Source organism: bacterium (assembly GCA_036382775.1).
Classification (GTDB): domain Bacteria; phylum Hydrothermota; class Tepidihabitantia; order SM23-42; family JAOAFX01; genus DASVHD01.
The window spans coordinates 110,129-126,404 of the sequence record DASVHD010000035.1 but is presented as its reverse complement, the minus strand read 5'-3'; the positions used below and the strand labels follow the sequence as shown (position 1 = coordinate 126,404).

Annotated in this window: 13 protein-coding genes; 8 read left to right on the top strand and 5 right to left on the bottom strand. The window is 53.9% G+C overall.

Annotated elements, in window-relative coordinates; all coding sequences use genetic code 11:
• Positions 1–10 precede the first annotated feature (10 nt).
• The 3 genes from VF399_08140 to VF399_08130 all read right to left on the bottom strand — a co-directional run bounded on the left by VF399_08140 (position 11) and on the right by VF399_08130 (position 4,539).
• The gene (locus tag VF399_08140; protein ID HEX7320311.1) at positions 11–739 is read right to left on the bottom strand and encodes a tetratricopeptide repeat protein; all 729 of its coding nucleotides are present in this window, start codon (positions 737–739) and stop codon (positions 11–13) included.
• A 75-nt stretch (positions 740–814) separates the two neighbouring features.
• Complete coding sequence (locus tag VF399_08135; protein ID HEX7320310.1) at positions 815–3,877, bottom strand: hypothetical protein; 3,063 nt, start codon at positions 3,875–3,877, stop codon at positions 815–817.
• A gap of 29 nt (positions 3,878–3,906) precedes the next feature.
• Positions 3,907–4,539, bottom strand: a complete 633-nt coding sequence (locus VF399_08130; protein HEX7320309.1) for a DUF4159 domain-containing protein — start codon at positions 4,537–4,539, stop codon at positions 3,907–3,909.
• A 131-nt stretch (positions 4,540–4,670) separates the two neighbouring features.
• Between VF399_08130 and VF399_08125 the strand changes: the two genes are divergently transcribed.
• Positions 4,671–5,477: a DUF4412 domain-containing protein gene (locus VF399_08125; GenBank protein HEX7320308.1), complete on the top strand. Its 807-nt coding sequence runs from the start codon at positions 4,671–4,673 to the stop codon at positions 5,475–5,477.
• 65 nt (positions 5,478–5,542) lie between these two features.
• Here the strand turns inward: VF399_08125 and VF399_08120 are convergent, their stop codons facing one another.
• Both VF399_08120 and lpxD read right to left on the bottom strand, forming a co-directional pair.
• Positions 5,543–6,346 carry a UDP-3-O-acyl-N-acetylglucosamine deacetylase gene (locus tag VF399_08120; GenBank protein ID HEX7320307.1) on the bottom strand — a complete coding sequence of 268 codons (804 nt, stop codon included), beginning with the start codon at positions 6,344–6,346 and terminating at the stop codon, positions 5,543–5,545.
• On the bottom strand, positions 6,343–7,290 hold the full coding sequence (gene lpxD, locus VF399_08115) for a UDP-3-O-(3-hydroxymyristoyl)glucosamine N-acyltransferase (GenBank protein ID HEX7320306.1): 948 nt from the start codon (positions 7,288–7,290) through the stop codon (positions 6,343–6,345). The genes VF399_08120 and lpxD overlap by 4 nt, the downstream gene beginning before the upstream one ends.
• Positions 7,291–7,366: 76 nt before the next feature.
• On the opposite strand from lpxD, the gene VF399_08110 reads away from it, so the two are divergent.
• The 7 genes from VF399_08110 to VF399_08080 all read left to right on the top strand — a co-directional run bounded on the left by VF399_08110 (position 7,367) and on the right by VF399_08080 (position 16,276).
• Positions 7,367–7,954, top strand: coding sequence for a biotin transporter BioY (locus VF399_08110; protein ID HEX7320305.1), 588 nt, complete (start codon positions 7,367–7,369; stop codon positions 7,952–7,954).
• Between the two features lie 74 nt (positions 7,955–8,028).
• Positions 8,029–9,432 (top strand): AmmeMemoRadiSam system protein B, encoded by a 1,404-nt coding sequence (amrB, locus tag VF399_08105; protein HEX7320304.1) that lies wholly within the window; start codon positions 8,029–8,031, stop codon positions 9,430–9,432.
• 112 nt (positions 9,433–9,544) lie between these two features.
• Positions 9,545–10,225, top strand: a complete 681-nt coding sequence (larB, locus tag VF399_08100; protein ID HEX7320303.1) for a nickel pincer cofactor biosynthesis protein LarB — start codon at positions 9,545–9,547, stop codon at positions 10,223–10,225.
• A gap of 394 nt (positions 10,226–10,619) precedes the next feature.
• Positions 10,620–13,376 (top strand): FlgD immunoglobulin-like domain containing protein, encoded by a 2,757-nt coding sequence (locus VF399_08095; GenBank protein ID HEX7320302.1) that lies wholly within the window; start codon positions 10,620–10,622, stop codon positions 13,374–13,376.
• 137 nt (positions 13,377–13,513) lie between these two features.
• Positions 13,514–14,611: a T9SS type A sorting domain-containing protein gene (locus VF399_08090; GenBank protein HEX7320301.1), complete on the top strand. Its 1,098-nt coding sequence runs from the start codon at positions 13,514–13,516 to the stop codon at positions 14,609–14,611.
• 110 nt (positions 14,612–14,721) lie between these two features.
• Positions 14,722–15,879 carry a phosphopentomutase gene (locus VF399_08085; protein HEX7320300.1) on the top strand — a complete coding sequence of 386 codons (1,158 nt, stop codon included), beginning with the start codon at positions 14,722–14,724 and terminating at the stop codon, positions 15,877–15,879.
• A complete protein-coding gene (locus VF399_08080) occupies positions 15,857–16,276 on the top strand; it encodes a cytidine deaminase (protein ID HEX7320299.1) in 420 nt (139 codons plus the stop codon). The genes VF399_08085 and VF399_08080 overlap by 23 nt, the downstream gene beginning before the upstream one ends.

The window sequence follows — 16,276 nt, the reverse complement described above, 5'->3', positions numbered from 1 at the left end:
CGGGGCAGCGTTAACGCCTTTTGAGATCCAGCTCTTTCAGCATCGCCCGCGCCTGCACCGCGTAGATGGTTTCAGGTTTTCTTACGATCAACGATTCCAGGAGCGCGGCAGCGGTCTTATAGTTCTTCAATTGGACATGAAGGCGTGCGGCCAGGATGTCCACGGTATGGATGGTGTGGTTGGGGAATTTTACCGCCAGTTCCTGCAGTGCGCTCAGCGCCAGCGGGATCTTGTCCTGAGCTTCGAAATTGAGGGCCGTGAAATACAGCGCATAGTCTCCCAGTGCGGTCGGGATCAGGATCTTCAGGGATTCCTCGGCCGGCACAAGCTGGGATGTCGACTGATAGCAGAGGGCACGGATCAGGCGTGTCATGAGAGCGGTATCCTTGCGGCAGACTTCGATAAGGTACAACCTCTCCAACGCGTCGTTGGCGATGGCGGTACTGGAAAACCGGGCAGCGGTCTGGAGATAATGTTGGCGCGCATCGATGATCTTTCCCGCGAACAGGTGAGCTTCGGCGATCAGGAAATTGACCATGCCTTTTTCTCCGGCCAAAGCGCGTTCTTCATAGGTGCCGAGCATTTTGGCCGCCTCGTCAAAGCGACCTTCAGCGCAGTAGCGGCGGTTCAATTCCACGGCATGAGCCATGCCGGGCTGCCGCCGCAGCAGGTCCTCAAGGCTGTCCACAGCCGGTAGCGAATCGCCGCAGATCAAAGCCAGCAGCAGTACTGGCATCATGCTATAAACCCCATAAAAGCAGTATGCGAATAATTCTTTAGATAATTTTTTGTTGTCATATTGATGAGTCCATTGTCATTTTTCCTCCAGCAGGGTTTTGAAATACTCCCGAATATAGATTTCGTACTCTTCGGGATACGGTTCTTTCAGGGCGCGTAAAAGACGTTCCCGCAGTTCATCGATCCCCAAACGGTCCGGCAGCGCACCCGGCGACAAACGGATCATATCCTCACCGGTCACGCTTTTTCTTTCTTTCCGGAAATCTTCCTGGCGGATAGATTTTTGCGCATCGAGCAGACGCGATATCAGGATCTGTTGCCGTTCGATCAGCGTGCGGTCAAGTTTGTACTGGTATAGCGCTTGCTCGAGTTCTTTCATCTCCGACGCCATGTTATCGAGCACGCCCTGATCCAACTGGCCGGTTCCGGATTCGTTCCCGAGTGATTCGAGCGCCTGCCGCAGCTCGCGTTGCTTGCCGGCAAGGCTGCGCATCTGGCTCATCATTTCCGCGTTCGGGCCGGCCATCGGGAGAGGAAAGAGACTCATCATCGACTGCCCGAGCGACATCTGACCCTGGGCAATGCTTGACAGGTTTTGCAGGAACTGGTCCATCCCCGTGGAGGAGCTGCCCTCGGATCCCTTATCAAGGCCCTCCATTAATTCCAGGCAGGCGATGTTCAGTTGTGCCATTGCCGAGCGCGCGTTTTCGCGACCGGACTGGCGCAGGCTGCCTTTGGTCCTCGCCTGCTCCATTTCTTTGATCGCCCGGGCGATTTTTTTGCCGGTACCGGGCATCACGTACAGGCTCTTTTTCTGCTGACCGTACATGCTGTCGGCGATGGTCCTGGTGGCATCGATGATCTGGTCTTGCATGTCCGGATCGATATCCTTCATGACCGTCAAGCTTTCTTCCTGCTTTGAGATATCGATCAGCTGGTGGATGGTTTCCAGGATGTTCTTTCTTAACTTTGCGCTCCGGCCCTGCGTGAGCTGTTCATAGAGCCTTTGCAGGTCCGCGGCAAGTTTGTTCAGGTCCTGCTCGGTCTTGCCCGGGGGTTGGTCACTGGACGAAATATCCCCGGCCTTTTGGGAAAGAATGTTCAGCTCATCCTTGATGTTCTGCTCGAGACCTTCGGATTCAGCCAGTTTACCGATCTCCGCAGCCAGGCTGTCGATCTTCTGCTGCAGCTCTTTTACCTTGTCCCTGACTGTCTGAGCAGTATCGGATCCAGGGGGGATGTTTTCCGCCTGGCGTGCCAGATCCTGTGCTTGCTGGGCCAGTTCCCTCAGTTTTTCTTCCTGTTGATAGCGTTTCAGGATCTCCAGTGTCCGTTCCAAAGACCGGGTGAATTCATCCTGTGCGTCTTTCAGGTTCTCCAGCGCCTTTTTTATATCCTCAGGGTTTTTTGCCAGCTCGCGTTCGAGATTCTCCAAAGCACTGCGCATCTCCTCGGGCGCGATCTCGTTGAGGATCCTGGTTATTTCCTTCAGGCGTTCGATCGATTCCTGGTCCAGCAGGATGCCGTTATCCAGCTGCTCGATCGTTTGCCGTAGTTCCTCCTGCCATTCATCGAGTTTTTTCACGAACGTTTCTTCCCGCGTCATCATCTCTTTCAGCCGTTCCTTGTCGGCCCAGTCGAGTTCGCGCTGCTTCATGAGCTTGTCCTTGATCCGCTCTACTTCCCTTGATTCTTTCGCTTGCTGGTTCGACATCTCCCGGATGTCTCCCTGGAGCATGTTCTCCTGGTCGGTGACATCCTGATAGATCTGTTCCATGGTCGGGAAGTAAACGGTATAGGTCCTGCTTTTGGTCTGGTTGCCGGCATTGTCGCGTACCGTGACATAGTAGGACATACGGTCCCCCGGTAACATGCCCAGGTCGGAAAGGTCCCACTCGTACTCGATCGTGTCTTCGGTCGCATGGCTCTTCAGTTTCAGGGATCGCTGTGCATCCTCCCTGAATTGATAATGGAGGATGGCGCTTTGCAGCTCGTAATCATCGCTGCACCGGATGCCCAGCGGCACGATCAGGTCGACCGGCATGTTGATGTCGGCGGCCGGATAGTACACGTCCACCAGCGGCGCCAGATCCGGTATCGCGTAAATTTCGATCGTCTCCGTCGCGCGGCTTGCGGACGTCAGGAAAAGCCGGGCACCAGAGCTTTTGCTGATGGCGAAAGCGCCATTGAACGAGTCGCGGGCGCAAGCACAATCAATGACCGTGTCCGAGTATTCAAACCGGGCCCAGCGCAGCGGCTGGGAAGCGCGGCCGGTCATTATGACCCGGGTGCCGGCCGGCGCGATCAGGATGCGCGTTTTTTTGACATCGTTTGTCATATCCAGGTAAGCAGGGTAATCGAGTTCAAACGCGATCTCCCTGAGATAAAGCGGTGCTTTGGCGGTAATGGCGTATTCCTGAGTGCGCATGCCTGCAAATTCGTAATGATACGTGAATTGGGACTGCACCGTGATCTTCTGGCGGGCGATGCCGTCAGTGACCGTGATGGTCTCGCGTTTTTTGCCGGGCGCCAGCGGATCCGTGAACACGCAGGCAACGCGTTGCGGCACATAGGGACCGAGGAATTCGATCGTCAGGACAGCTTCCGCGTTCTTGTCATAGGAACCATGCTCGGGATCGACGACATATTGCGCCTGATGGTGGAGAGAAAACCAGAACCGTGAAGGCATGAGTGCCGGATACAGCAGGCCGAGCACAATGGCGACCAGGCAGAAGAACAGCGCGCGTTTCAGTCCCGCATGCGATACCATCCCGACACTGTCGATCACTCTCGCTTTCTGGGCTGATCCTTCAATGTACGCGTGGATGAGCTGGGATGAGTAGTGCTCGCGGCTATCCGGCGCGATCCGGGATAATTGCAGGCTGTTGACGAGTTCCCCTTCCAGGCCTGCGCAACGTTCGAGCTCCCGCGCCCGGTCGATTACCCGGCGCCGCCGATATAAAATAAAGGGAACGATCCCGATCAGTCCAAACCATGGCGATTTGAGGAATAACAGGGCGACCGAAGCGGCGATAACCGCAAGACCGGCTGCGGTCAAGACCAGAGCCAAAATATCGGCCATGCTCTGGCGCCGTCCATACTTTTCGACTTTATCGCGGATTATCTCGATCGCGTCCATGCTGAGATCATCCCGGCTTGATCAGCGGATCAGTGGGTAAGGGAATAAACGACGATATTGACCCCCATATCGAGGGCGGCTTTTCGTTTTTCTTCAGGGTCGTTGTGGATATCCTGATCTTCCCAGCCGTCGCCGAGATCGCATTGATAAGTGTAATATACCACCAGGCGGTTTTCGTAGAATATGCCGAATCCCTGAGCTTCTTTTTTGTCGTGCTCATGGATCTTGGGCGGTCCGTTGGGGAAATCATGGAAACAGTGATAGATATCATGGTCAAACGGCAGTTCCATGAGCGTGACATCAGGGAACACGCGCTGGATCTCCCGGCGGAACGACGAATCCATGCCGTAGTTATCGTCCGCATGCAAAAAACCGCCAGCCGCAAAATAGGAACGAAGGATATTCACTTCTTCGTCCGTGAAACGGATATTGCCATGGCCGTTGAGGTAGAGATAAGGATACTGGAACAACTGCGGATCGGTGATCTCCACGACGCCTTCCTTGGGGGCGGCGCGGATCGACGTCTGCGAGCTGACGGCCCGCAGCAGGTTGGGCAGCGACGAGGGGTTCGAATACCAGTCGCCGCCGCCGCCGTACTTGAGCCGGCCGATCGTGAAATCGTACTGGGAGAAAAACAGTAATAATGATACCAGCAGCGTCATGTGCACGATTTATTATAAGCCCTCTCCACCGGTATGTCAATAACAAAATACCGACGGGCATGCCACTGAATGTGACTTGACATTGCCTATGGGGCAGTTATAATGAACTGATCCAAGAAGGAGGTTCAGGCATGAACATTAAAACAATGCGTACGTGCATTATTGGAATCGGTCTGGCAGCGATGGTCTTTCTGACCGGCATGGGTTTTGCCGGCATCGAATGGACGTCGACGTTCGTCCGGTCGAGCAAGGGCGATTCGACCACTGATATTCACCACGTGTACGCTCAGGGCGGATTGGTCCGCGAGGAATTCGTGCAGGTCGAAGGCAAGAGCGGCCTCGGCCAGAAGGGGGGCTGGTGGCTGTACAAGGGCACCGGCAACACCATTACGATCGTTGATCCGGAGAAGAAAACCTATATTGAAATGTCGATGGATTCTTTGTTGCAGTTGGTCGGCGCCCTGGGAAAGTTCATACAGATGAAGATCACCAACCCGACCAGTACGGTGCAGGAACTCGACCCGGAAACGGTTGGTGGTTATGAGTGCCAGCACTTCGTGATCACCAATGCCTACGATATGGAGATGAAGGTCCTGATCATGAAGGTAAACAGCCATATCGAATCGAGAAAAGAAATGTGGACCACGACCGGGATACCAATGGAAGAGATCTCGTTCGCTTACAGCATGAGATCGATTAAGTCAGGTATCATGGGTCTGGATTCCCTGATCGATAAAGAGATCGAGATATACAAGACCATGGGCTTCGCGGTCAAATCGTTAACGACCGAAACGACCACGAGCAAGGGAAAGAGCGAAACGACCACGACCGAGATGACCGTTTCAGACGTCGCGGTCAAGGATCTCAGCGCGGATCTGTTCACGATCCCGGCCGATTACAAAAAGGTCGATTTCAGCATGATCCCGGGCGGCAAGTAAGGACAGCAAAAACAATACGAGATATATCGACGCACCGGCGCCTGAATTTCACGGGCGCCGGTTTTTTAATGATCGAAATCGAGGTAACCCAGCAGTGTTTTTACGAACCTCAGGTTGAGCCGGTGCGATGTGTTGCGGGCGATGATCTTGCCGGAGATCATTTTCCGCAATACGAACATGTCGCCGAGAAGATCCAGGATCTTGTGACGCACTGGTTCGTCCGGGAACCGCAGCGGCGAGGCGCTGTAGATATTGCGGCGGGTGATGCCGATGCCATAGGGCGGGAGTTCTTTAAGCCGCGGATCGTCCTCGGTCGTGAAAACGAAAGTGCGTGCCGGCGCGATCTCCGCGCGGTATGAGCGCGGCGTGACTTCCAGCTCGATACGCTGTTTCTTTATGTAAGGGTGGGACAGCGTCATGTCCACGACCAGCGGGTCCCGGCGAGTCCTGGCTGGTTCGTATCGAATAAAGGAATTTCCGCTGCCCACGGAAATACGTTCGAGCAGAGGGATGTGATGCGATGGTTGAGCCGGGGCGTTCGTCTTGACCCGCGCGAGCGGCATGATAAAGGGATAGCTTGAGCCGTCAAAAAACGGTATCTCGTTGCCGTAAAGATCGATCCTCAGGTTAAAGATCCTAAGCCCGTACAGGGCCGAGAAAAGGTGTTCCACAACGTTCACGGCGCGCGAACGATCCAGCGAAACCACGTGCTCATGCACTGATATGGCGTCGGGATCGAGCGTTAATCGGCGGGGCGGGATCGAGTTTTCATGGAGATAGATATCAAGCCGCCGGCTCGCCGAGAAATGCACTCGCGCATAGGTCTGGTGCAGGGTGAACCCCGAAATGTTCGATCCTTGATCCATCATGTTCCCTGATCGTAAAGACGGGCCAGCGCCCTGAGCACTGCGGTATGTTCGCGGGCCGGGATCCCGGAATACCGTTTTTGTCCGGGGATGGACTTAAAGACCGCGCTTTTTGCCAATACCACGGCATTGCTGCCAATGGTAACGTGGTCACTCACTCCGGTCTGGCCACAAAGCACGACATTATCGCCGAGCGAACTGGAACCGGCGATACCGCACTGACCCATGATCATACAGTTCTGCCCGATCTTTACATTGTGGGCGATGTGCACGAGGTTGTCGATCTTGGTGCCCCTGCCGATCACGGTCGCGCCGATCGTCCCCCGATCTATCGTCACGCCGCTTCCGATCTCGACAAAGTCGTTAATGACCACCTTGCCGATGTGTTCCATGCGGCGGTAGCGCGATCTGTTGCCCTTGGAGCGGTAATACCCAAAACCCTGCTTACCGATGACGCTGTGGGCATTGATGATGACATGATCGCCGATCAGGACACTGCCGCAGATGACCGCAGCCGCGTGGATATCGCAGTGATCCCCGATTACGGCGTGCGCGCCGATGACACAATGAGCGCCCAGATAAGTGCCCCTTCCGATCCTGACGTTTTCCCCGATTACGGCATAGGGTTCGATCGTGCAGGACCGGGGGATACGCACCGAGGGATCGACAACCGATAATTTCGAAACCGACGGCAAGCGGACGCGCGCTGATAATCGCCGCAGGAGTTCAAACATTGCACGCCGCGGGTCGGGCACGACAATACCCGATTTGTCTTTGACCGGACGCGAACTGATGACCATTGAGGAGTGGGTTTTGGTCCGCTGATCGAACAAGAATGTAAGATCTGGACCTTGCGCCTCATCGGGCGGCAGGATATGCCGGATCGCACGGTCTGATCTGCCGTACGGTTTTCCGCGGATCATAGCAGCGATCTCAAAAAGCTTCACGGTCTATCCTATTCACCGGTGAATAACGTGTCAAGTATTGACTTTGATAGCAATGTAATTAGAATTGGACGAAAGTATGATGAACGTATCGAGGACAAGCGGCCTGGACTACTACCGATGGCTATCCGGTTTGGCGTGGAGCCGTAAGCTCGGGCTTTCTTTGTTGATGGCAGGGATCACCGGGGTTTTTGCCCAGATCCGCATCATGTTACCCTGGACGCCAGTGCCGGTCACTGGGCAGGTGCTGGCCGTTCTTTCATGCGGCATTTTACTGGGTGAGTATTACGGCGGTTTAAGCATGGCGTTTTATTTGTTGCTTGGTTTTCTCGGTCTACCGTGGTTTGCCAGTGGTTCGAGCGGATCGACGATCGGACCGACCGCGGGCTATTTGATCGGGTTCGTACCGGCTGCTTTGCTGATCGGGTATTTATTCAGGCGCAGCAACAGATTATTGGCCCAGCTTGGCGCGATCGTGAGCGGGATCGCGGTCATCTACGTGCTGGGAACGCTCCATTTCATATTATTCACCGGCATCGAACCGGGAAAAGCAATGGTTATGGCCGTATTGCCTTTTATCCCATTTGACCTGCTGAAAGGTCTCATTGCCGTAAGTATGGGCAGGGTATTGACAACTGGATGCGCACGGAAAGAAGCAACGCGCTGAGCTTGGGGTTTGATTTTTTCAGATTGTCCTGGCGAGGCCTGATATGCCGGATAATCATGGCAGGAGCACTGATCATGGCACAAACATGCAATGCAAAAGAATACCGTAATTCTATTCATGCCAGTACCTGGTATCCGGGAAAAGAAAAAGATCTCCGGGAGGAAATAGCCGGATATCTGAAGAACGCCCGGTCGACGATAACGGGCGAGATCTATGGATTGATCTCGCCGCATGCCGGGTATGTGTATTCCGGTCCGGTCGCGGCATTTTCTTATAAACAGGTCGAAAACAAAACCTACGATCTGGTCGTGGTTATCGGCCCCAGCCACCAATATAGGTTCCAGGGCGCATCCGTGGATACGATACAGGGAAGGAAAACACCGCTGGGAACCATTGAATACGATCTTGAGACCGCGCGCAAACTGCTCAAAACCAGCAAGATCATTACTTACGAACCGATGGCACATGAACAGGAGCATTCGGTTGAGATCCAGATGCCGTTCCTCCAGGTGGTCTTAAAAAAATTTAAAACCGTAGAGGTCGTTATGGGCACGCAGGATGACGAGACCTGTAAGGCGCTTGCCAGCGCCATCGTCAAGGCAGCAAAAGGAAAAAAGACTTTGCTTATTGCCAGCTCAGACCTGTCCCACTACCACGCGCAGGCGGCCGCCGAGAAATTGGACGGGTTTGTTCTTGATGCGGTCAAAAAGTACGATCCCGAACTGCTGGGCAGGAGATTGAGCCAGGACAGCTGCGAAGCGTGCGGGGGCGGTCCGATAATCACGGTGATGCTGGCGGCGCGGGAAATAGGCGCCACGACCGCCGGGATCCTGAACTACGCGACAAGCGGGAACACGAGCGGCGATTTTTCGCAGGTCGTGGGTTATCTTTCAGCTGCGCTCTACGCGGGCGACAGCAGCAAGCAAGAGGTCGGCGTCGATCTTGGTTTTTCAAAGGACGAGAAGGCGAAACTGAGGGAGATCGCGGTCAAAAGCATTGAAGCGGCGGTGCAGGGCGAAGAGATCCCGGAATTTGATGGGATCAGCAAGATGTTGAAAGAACCGTACGGAGTCTTCGTAACCATCAACAAGCATGGCAGCCTGCGGGGGTGCATCGGCCATATCATCGCGGATCAACCCCTATATCTGATCTGCGCGGAAATGGCGAAGGCCGCGGCCTTGAGCGATCCCAGGTTCGATCCTGTCACCAGGGATGAACTTAATGACCTTGAGATCGAGATCTCGGTGCTGACACCGTTTGAGCCGGTGAAGGATTTTAAGAAGATCGTGATCGGCAGGGACGGTCTGATAATCAAGCGGGGTTATTACAGCGGGTTGCTGCTGCCTCAGGTCGCGACCGACTACGGGTGGACGGTCGAGGAATTCCTTGAGCACACATGCAATAAAGCGGGGCTGCCTGCCGATGCTTACAAACAGAAAGGCACGGAAATTTTTAAGTTCTCAGCCGAAGTTTTTTAGATGAGCAAACGGCATAGGGCGTAGGATAAAGTTCAAAGAGCAGAGAGGGGTAAAGCGCAGGACAAAGGGTGGTAAAGCGAAAGATAAAAATTTGAAAATAAAGAACCAAAGAATGAAAACAAAAAGAATATTCATCGACCCCTACAAAGATCTCGGATTTGCCAAACTTGATCTGCACCGTGAAAAAAGAAAAGGGTTTCCCGAGGTTGTTTTTTGCGAAGGCAAGACGACAGCTCAGATCAGAGATATTACCAAAACGATATTCAAATCCAACCATCGTGTGCTCCTGACCAGGATCGACCGTGAACAGGCCCGGCGAATAAAAAAAGCGTTCCCCAAGGGACGGCTGTTCAGTCAGGCGCGTCTGTTCTACCTCGGACCCATGCCCGCCAGGACCGGTCTCGTGTCCATTCTGTCGGCCGGGACCGCAGATATCCCGGTCGCGGAGGAAGCCGCGGTCACTGCCGAAATCATGGGATGCGTGGTTAAACGGTTTTTTGATGTCGGCGTTGCCGGGATCCACCGGCTCCTGGCTTTGAAACGGGAGATCGACCGTTCCCGGGTCATCGTCGTGGTCGCGGGTATGGATGGAGTTCTTGCCTCGGTCGCCGGTGGATTGTTCGCCAAGCCGATCATCGCGGTTCCGACCAGCATCGGATACGGACTGAGTCTTAAGGGAATAACGCCATTATTGACCATGCTTAACTCCTGCGCACCCGGCGTTGCCGTGGTTAATATTGATAACGGGTTTGGCGCCGGGTACTTGGCGGCGGTCATAAACCATATAAGATAAACTGGTGTTTTTACCCCTTGACATTTTATAAGACTTAAGTATACTATATAGTATTAAAATCGGAGGTATCCCGGCTATTTTCCTCTTGACTTTTATGGAAAAGTTAGTATACTTAATAGATAGGGAATCAACTGCATTCTAAAACTAGCTTTTTCAATATGTCCGTAATGTTGAAGAGGATATAGTGATGGGTGGTTTATCCCCTTATGTGAATAAAATAAATTTTCTACCTTTACATAGAAAGGAGGTGTTTGGAAAACAAAAACAAAAAAGTGGGAAATGGAGCGTGCAAGGATCAAGCATATGATGCATGATGAAACATTACTCCATGAACCGCACTTTGTTCGTGCTAAATTCAGCATTAGCTGAATCACTTACTTTAAGGAGAAAAAAAATGAAAAAACTCGTAATGGTAGCTATGATGCTACTTATGATACCGTTAGCATTTGGCGCAGACCAGACCGGATTGCAGAAGGAACAGCCGATTACGGTTCCCCAGCTGCAGGGTCCAGTATCGCCCAAAATGCATGCGGTAAGAATACCGGTCACTCCGGCTGGTCGAAGTTTATTGCTGTTTGACCAGAGCGCGACCGGATATTATACGTTGGATGCCTGCCAGTGGGATAGCGTGCTTGTGTTTGAAGCCGAGATCGCTGACAACTTCAACGTGCCTTACACGGCGTTCGTCGATTCGTTGGTATGGTGGGGCGGTTATTGGAACGGCACTCCAATGCCACCGATTGATTTCTGGATCAAGATTTACACGGATTCCAGCAGTCAGCCGACGCAGCTTCCCACTTATACCGAGCGCATTGCGTATACCGAGACCGATGTCGGCGGTTATTACCTGTATACCGGGATGATTACACCGTTCAATGCATCATCGGGCGTGAATTACTGGATCGAATTCGAACCGACCCTCATATTCCCTCCACAGTGGGGCAATAACTCCTCATGGCCGGCGAACAGCCCGGGATGGGGCGATGGCCAGCAGTTCTATTTCAAAAGCGCCTACTTTGGCTATCCGCAATGGGTTCCTGCGTACACTGTTTTCGGCAATTACGCGGAGTCATCTTTTGAGATCTTCGGCTTCCCGGCGATCACCAGCTATATCTGGGATTTCGAGCCAGACCTTCAGGGCTGGACTCACACCAATGGTATTGCATTCCCGGGTGGTTGGGATAGGGTGGCTTATAATTATAAAACGACTTATCCACCTGATCCTGATCTATGGTGCTTGTGGATCGACGCGGATGCGGCAGGAGTAGCTACCGATACGGCTCTATCACCAAGAGTAATGACCCCGGCGAATATGTACCTGTTCAAATGGGGTGCATATAATTATGGCGGTAGCGGATCGTATATTAACGAGCTGAACATGGGGATCAAGTACAAGACCGGTGGGGTCTGGACCGCGGTTCAGCTCAGGCATTATCCGAACGGTTCGACATTCGTGGGCTGGGATTCAGTCGATGTTTCGGCATACGCATCGGCTGATAGCGTCCAGGTTTACGCTTACTTCACTGACTATGATTCCTGGGGCTATTACGCGGCGATCGACAACCTGGAACTCAGGGGCGCGATCGGGCTGCAGCATGACGCGCGGGCCGTTGCGATCAGCGCACCGCCGGCGACCGTTTTCCCGAATACTTCTTGGGCGCCTATCGCCTCCTACCGGAACAGCGGTCAGAACCCAGAGACGTTTGACTGCCGTTTCATCATTGACTCGGCCAACGTCATAATATACAACAACGTGTTCAATGTTTCCCTGGCTGCCGGCGCAGAGACGACCCTTGCTTTTCCTAACTGGGTTGCCGGTCCGGGCGACGGAATCGTCTATGACCTGGCAGCGGTAACGGTTCTTGCCGGCGATTTGAATCCGGGGAACGACTCAACCTTTGGTCAGACCATCACGACGATCGTTTCCAACTGGATCCAGTGCGCCGATATGCCTTCGGCCGAACTCGCGCATGGTACCGGTTATGATCCCGACAACGACATGATCTACACGTTCTGCGGCACTCCGGATGGCGGCTACACTTACACCAACTTCGTGTACCAGTACGACCCGAACACCGACACCTGGGCGACCATGGCCAATGCACCGTACGCGCTCGACTGGATCGATGCGTCATACGTGAACGGCAAGATCTATTGCTTTGGTGGGTTTGCTGGCGGCTCAGCCTTTAACTACAACATGATCTACGACGTTGCGGGTAACTCATGGGCGACCGGTACTGCCATGCCTTTGGCGCGCATGTGCGGCGGTCAAGTTACTTACAAGGATTCGTTGGTTTACATGTTGGGTGGTTCCACCAGTACCGCCCCGACCAATAACGTACAGATCTACAATACCTATACCAATGCGTGGACGACCGGTACGGCATTACCATCCAATTTCCAGATGGGCGGCGTCGCCATAACCGGCGATACTATCTGGCTAGTCGGTGGTTACAATGGTTCATCCGCGTTCTCCAACCTGTACATGGGCGTCATCAATCCATCTGCCTGCGAGACCATTACCTGGTCAACAGGCGTCGCCCTGCCGGTTCCAAACTGCATCAACGGCGCGACCCAGCTGTACCGCAATGGCCAGTGGTATGTCTACCTGGTCGGCGGATTTGAAAACCTGGCGACCGCGACCGCGGCAGCATGGGAATACAACGTCGCGACCGCGACCTGGGCTTCACTACCCGACTACACGTTCCCGGTGGTCAGAAATGACTTCCTGGTCGGACGCGAAGGGAATGCTGAGATCTACGTTTGCGGCGGCGATGATGGCGGTGATTGGACAGGCACGGCTCAGACCTGGAAACTTCAGTGGATGCTGCCTGGCGTGACGGAAAATCCTGATCAGGGCGGTTCAGTGGCGATATTCGGGTTTGCACCCAACATGTCGAACCTGACAAACGGGTACACGCCTATTGCCTATACGACCACGGTCAGCAGCCGGGTATCGTTGAAGGTCTATGATGGTACCGGAAGACTGGTCCGGACCCTGGTTAACAGTCCACGCGAACCGGCAGGCAGCCGTATCGTGTACTGGGACGGCCGGGACGACGGTCAGCGCAGTGTTTCCAATGGCATTTACTTTGTTCGGCTTGAGGCTGAAGGACAGTCAGCGAGCACCAAGCTGGTCGTGATAAAGTAAACAGAGCAAATACACAGGAAGCATAAGACATTCCGCCCCGCATTGTAAAATGTGCGGGGCGGTTTTTTATTTGATCATGACCATTGACATCATATCATATTTTTTTATAATACTATAATCAACCAAAAGGAGGTTGCATGAAAAAAATAGCATTGGTTTTATTGGTGGCCATGATCGTACCCATGCTGTACGGGTATAAGGTCATGCCCGGCGTTACCCGGGGGACCACCGGGACCGTTAACAGCGGTCACGACCTGCCGATATACACGCCGGCCGCACGGCAGAATGTCGTGCTCTTTGTCGAGGACTGGAACGGCACGTTCGGCGTGGCTACCCATCCTGACCCGAACTGGGACGGCGTTCTGACCACGCTGATACCCGGAGAATACGGATGGTTTCAAACCACCGCCTCTCCTCAGGACGGCCCTGACCTGGCGACGATGCAGACCTACCAGATCGTGATCTGGAACTGCTATGATGACTTTTGGACCGATGACGCGCTGACGGCCAATGACCAGACCAATATCGCCGATTACATCACCGGCGGCGGCAAAGTCTGGCTGATCGGCCAGGATATCATATACAGCGGCGTACAATTGTCATGGCTAACGCCGAATTTCCACCTGGCCAGCTATGTCGAGGATTATAACTATAATATCGCGACCGCAGATCTTCTGGGAGAGGCGGAGATCGCCGGCTGGACTTTCATTGCCACCTCGGATTATGTATCCAATCCTTTCTTCTGTGACGATCTCACGCCTGATGCAGAAGCGCATCATGTCATCCTCGACCAGGGCTACAGCGCTTATCCTTCGATCGCGTCGCCGAATACACTGCCGTTGAACACTTCGTTCTGGACGGTTGACGGCCGCAGTCCGAGCTCGCAGGCCGATTGGGAAGGCATGGTCTTGGGCATGCTCACGGCGTTCGGCTATACCGGCGTTCAGGAAAAACCCGTTGACGTAAGAGCATCAGCTTTCGGGTTTGCGCCGCAAACACCGGGTCTGGCAAAGGGATCCACGGTTATTTCTTACGTTGTGATTGAGCCGGGCCGGGTGACGCTTGATGTGTACGACGGATCAGGCAGGCACGTGATAACCGTCATTGACGGCTATCAGGATGCCGGTGTCAGGTCTGCCGATCTTGACGCAAACCAGCTTTCTGACGGCGTTTACATCCTGCGGTTGACCGCGGGAGAAATGACGGCAAGCCACAAGCTGGTCGTCGCGAAATAAGCAAATAATTTAAGATCAAAACCATAGGTAACCGCTTCGCACTATGATCGAATGGATCTGGTGCGGGGCGGTTCATCTCTTTACAAACAGCCGATTTTACGTATAATGTCTTGATGAGAAGGGCGATCGTGTTGATCCTTGACGGAGTGGGTATCGGAGCCCTGCCTGATGCAGAGCGATACGGAGACACCGGCAGCAACACTCTGGCCAACCTGGCCAGCGCCAGCGGCGGTCTGAAACTACCCGTGCTCGAGAACCTTGGACTGGGGAATATCGCGTCCATTGACGGTGTCAAGCGTGTTCCCAGACCGCTTGCCTCTTACGGTAAGATGGCGGAAATATCTCCAGGCAAGGATTCCACGACCGGTCACTGGGAGCTGATGGGGCTCGTTCTTGACCAGCCCTTTCCCGTTTATCCGGATGGTTTTCCGGCCGAGATCATCAAAGAATTCGAGGCACGTATCGGGCACAGGGTGATCGGCAATGTACCGGCATCAGGCACAGAGATAATCAAGACCATGGGCGAGGAACACATTAAATCAAAGAGGCCGATCGTGTACACCTCGGCGGACAGCGTCTTTCAGATCGCCTGCCATGTTGACGTTTTCCCTTTGAAAGAGCTGTACGGGTTCTGCGAGGTCGCCCGGAACCTGCTGCAGGGCGAACACGCCGTGGCGAGGGTCATTGCCCGTCCGTTCACCGGGAAGCACCCTGATTTCTACCGCACACCGGACCGCCGGGATTTTTCGCTGCCGCCTTTTGGTCCCACGCTCCTTGACCTGGCTAAGGATCAGGGATGCGAGGTCATCGTGATCGGCAAGGTCGACAATTTATTCGGGAACCGCGGCTATACCGAGACCTATCACTCGGTCAATAATTTAGAATGCATGGATCATGTTTGTCGCGTGATGGACAGGACATTCAAGGGATTGATCATCGCGAATTTCGTGCAATTTGACATGGATTGGGGACACCGCAACAATATCAAGGGTTTCAAGGATGGCCTGGTTGAGATCGACCGGTCCATCGGAAGATCGGTAGAAATGGTGCGCAAGGACGATATTTTAATGATCACGGCCGATCATGGGAATGACCCGACGACAGTTTCCACCGACCACTCGAGGGAGTTCGTTCCTTTGCTCGCCTATATCCCCGGCCAGGATGGTCGGGACCTGGGCGTCAGAAGCTCCTTTGCCGATATGGCAAGAACGATCGCGCAGTACCTTGGCATCGATGGTATCAAACATGGCGAAAGCTTCCTCCGGTAACGCTGGTTCCTTTCAAAAGGCCGCGAAAGCTCTGGTCAGGGCGGTCAAGAGATCGGACCGCTACTGTTACGCTCCCTATTCTAAGGTGCGTGTGAGCGCCGGATTATACTGCTCGAGCGGCGCGATCTACACCGCGGTCAATGTTGAGAACAGTTCATATTCCCTCAGCATGTGCGCCGAACGGGCAGTTTTGTACAAGGCCTGGTCTGAAGGCGAACGTTCGTTCATGCTCATGCTTGTTTGGTCGCCGCAGATCGATTTCATCACACCGTGCGGCGCGTGCCTTCAGGTATTGGGCGAGCTCGCGCCCGATCTGATGATCGCCACGGTAAATAACCAGGATGAATTCATGTTCTATCCGCTGGCGACCCTGATCGCAAAACCATTCCGGCTGTGA

What these genes read in the sequence shown, in the direction of transcription:
- VF399_08140 (HEX7320311.1), bottom strand. Translation starts at nt 739, where the DNA reads ATGATGCCAGTACTGCTGCTGGCTTTGATCTGCGGCGATTCGCTACCG.
- VF399_08135 (HEX7320310.1), bottom strand. Translation starts at nt 3,877, where the DNA reads ATGGACGCGATCGAGATAATCCGCGATAAAGTCGAAAAGTATGGACGG.
- VF399_08130 (HEX7320309.1), bottom strand. Translation starts at nt 4,539, where the DNA reads ATGACGCTGCTGGTATCATTATTACTGTTTTTCTCCCAGTACGATTTC.
- VF399_08125 (HEX7320308.1), top strand. Translation starts at nt 4,671, where the DNA reads ATGAACATTAAAACAATGCGTACGTGCATTATTGGAATCGGTCTGGCA.
- VF399_08120 (HEX7320307.1), bottom strand. Translation starts at nt 6,346, where the DNA reads ATGATGGATCAAGGATCGAACATTTCGGGGTTCACCCTGCACCAGACC.
- VF399_08110 (HEX7320305.1), top strand. Translation starts at nt 7,367, where the DNA reads ATGATGAACGTATCGAGGACAAGCGGCCTGGACTACTACCGATGGCTA.
- amrB (HEX7320304.1), top strand. Translation starts at nt 8,029, where the DNA reads ATGGCACAAACATGCAATGCAAAAGAATACCGTAATTCTATTCATGCC.
- larB (HEX7320303.1), top strand. Translation starts at nt 9,545, where the DNA reads ATGAAAACAAAAAGAATATTCATCGACCCCTACAAAGATCTCGGATTT.
- VF399_08095 (HEX7320302.1), top strand. Translation starts at nt 10,620, where the DNA reads ATGAAAAAACTCGTAATGGTAGCTATGATGCTACTTATGATACCGTTA.
- VF399_08090 (HEX7320301.1), top strand. Translation starts at nt 13,514, where the DNA reads ATGAAAAAAATAGCATTGGTTTTATTGGTGGCCATGATCGTACCCATG.
- VF399_08080 (HEX7320299.1), top strand. Translation starts at nt 15,857, where the DNA reads ATGGCGAAAGCTTCCTCCGGTAACGCTGGTTCCTTTCAAAAGGCCGCG.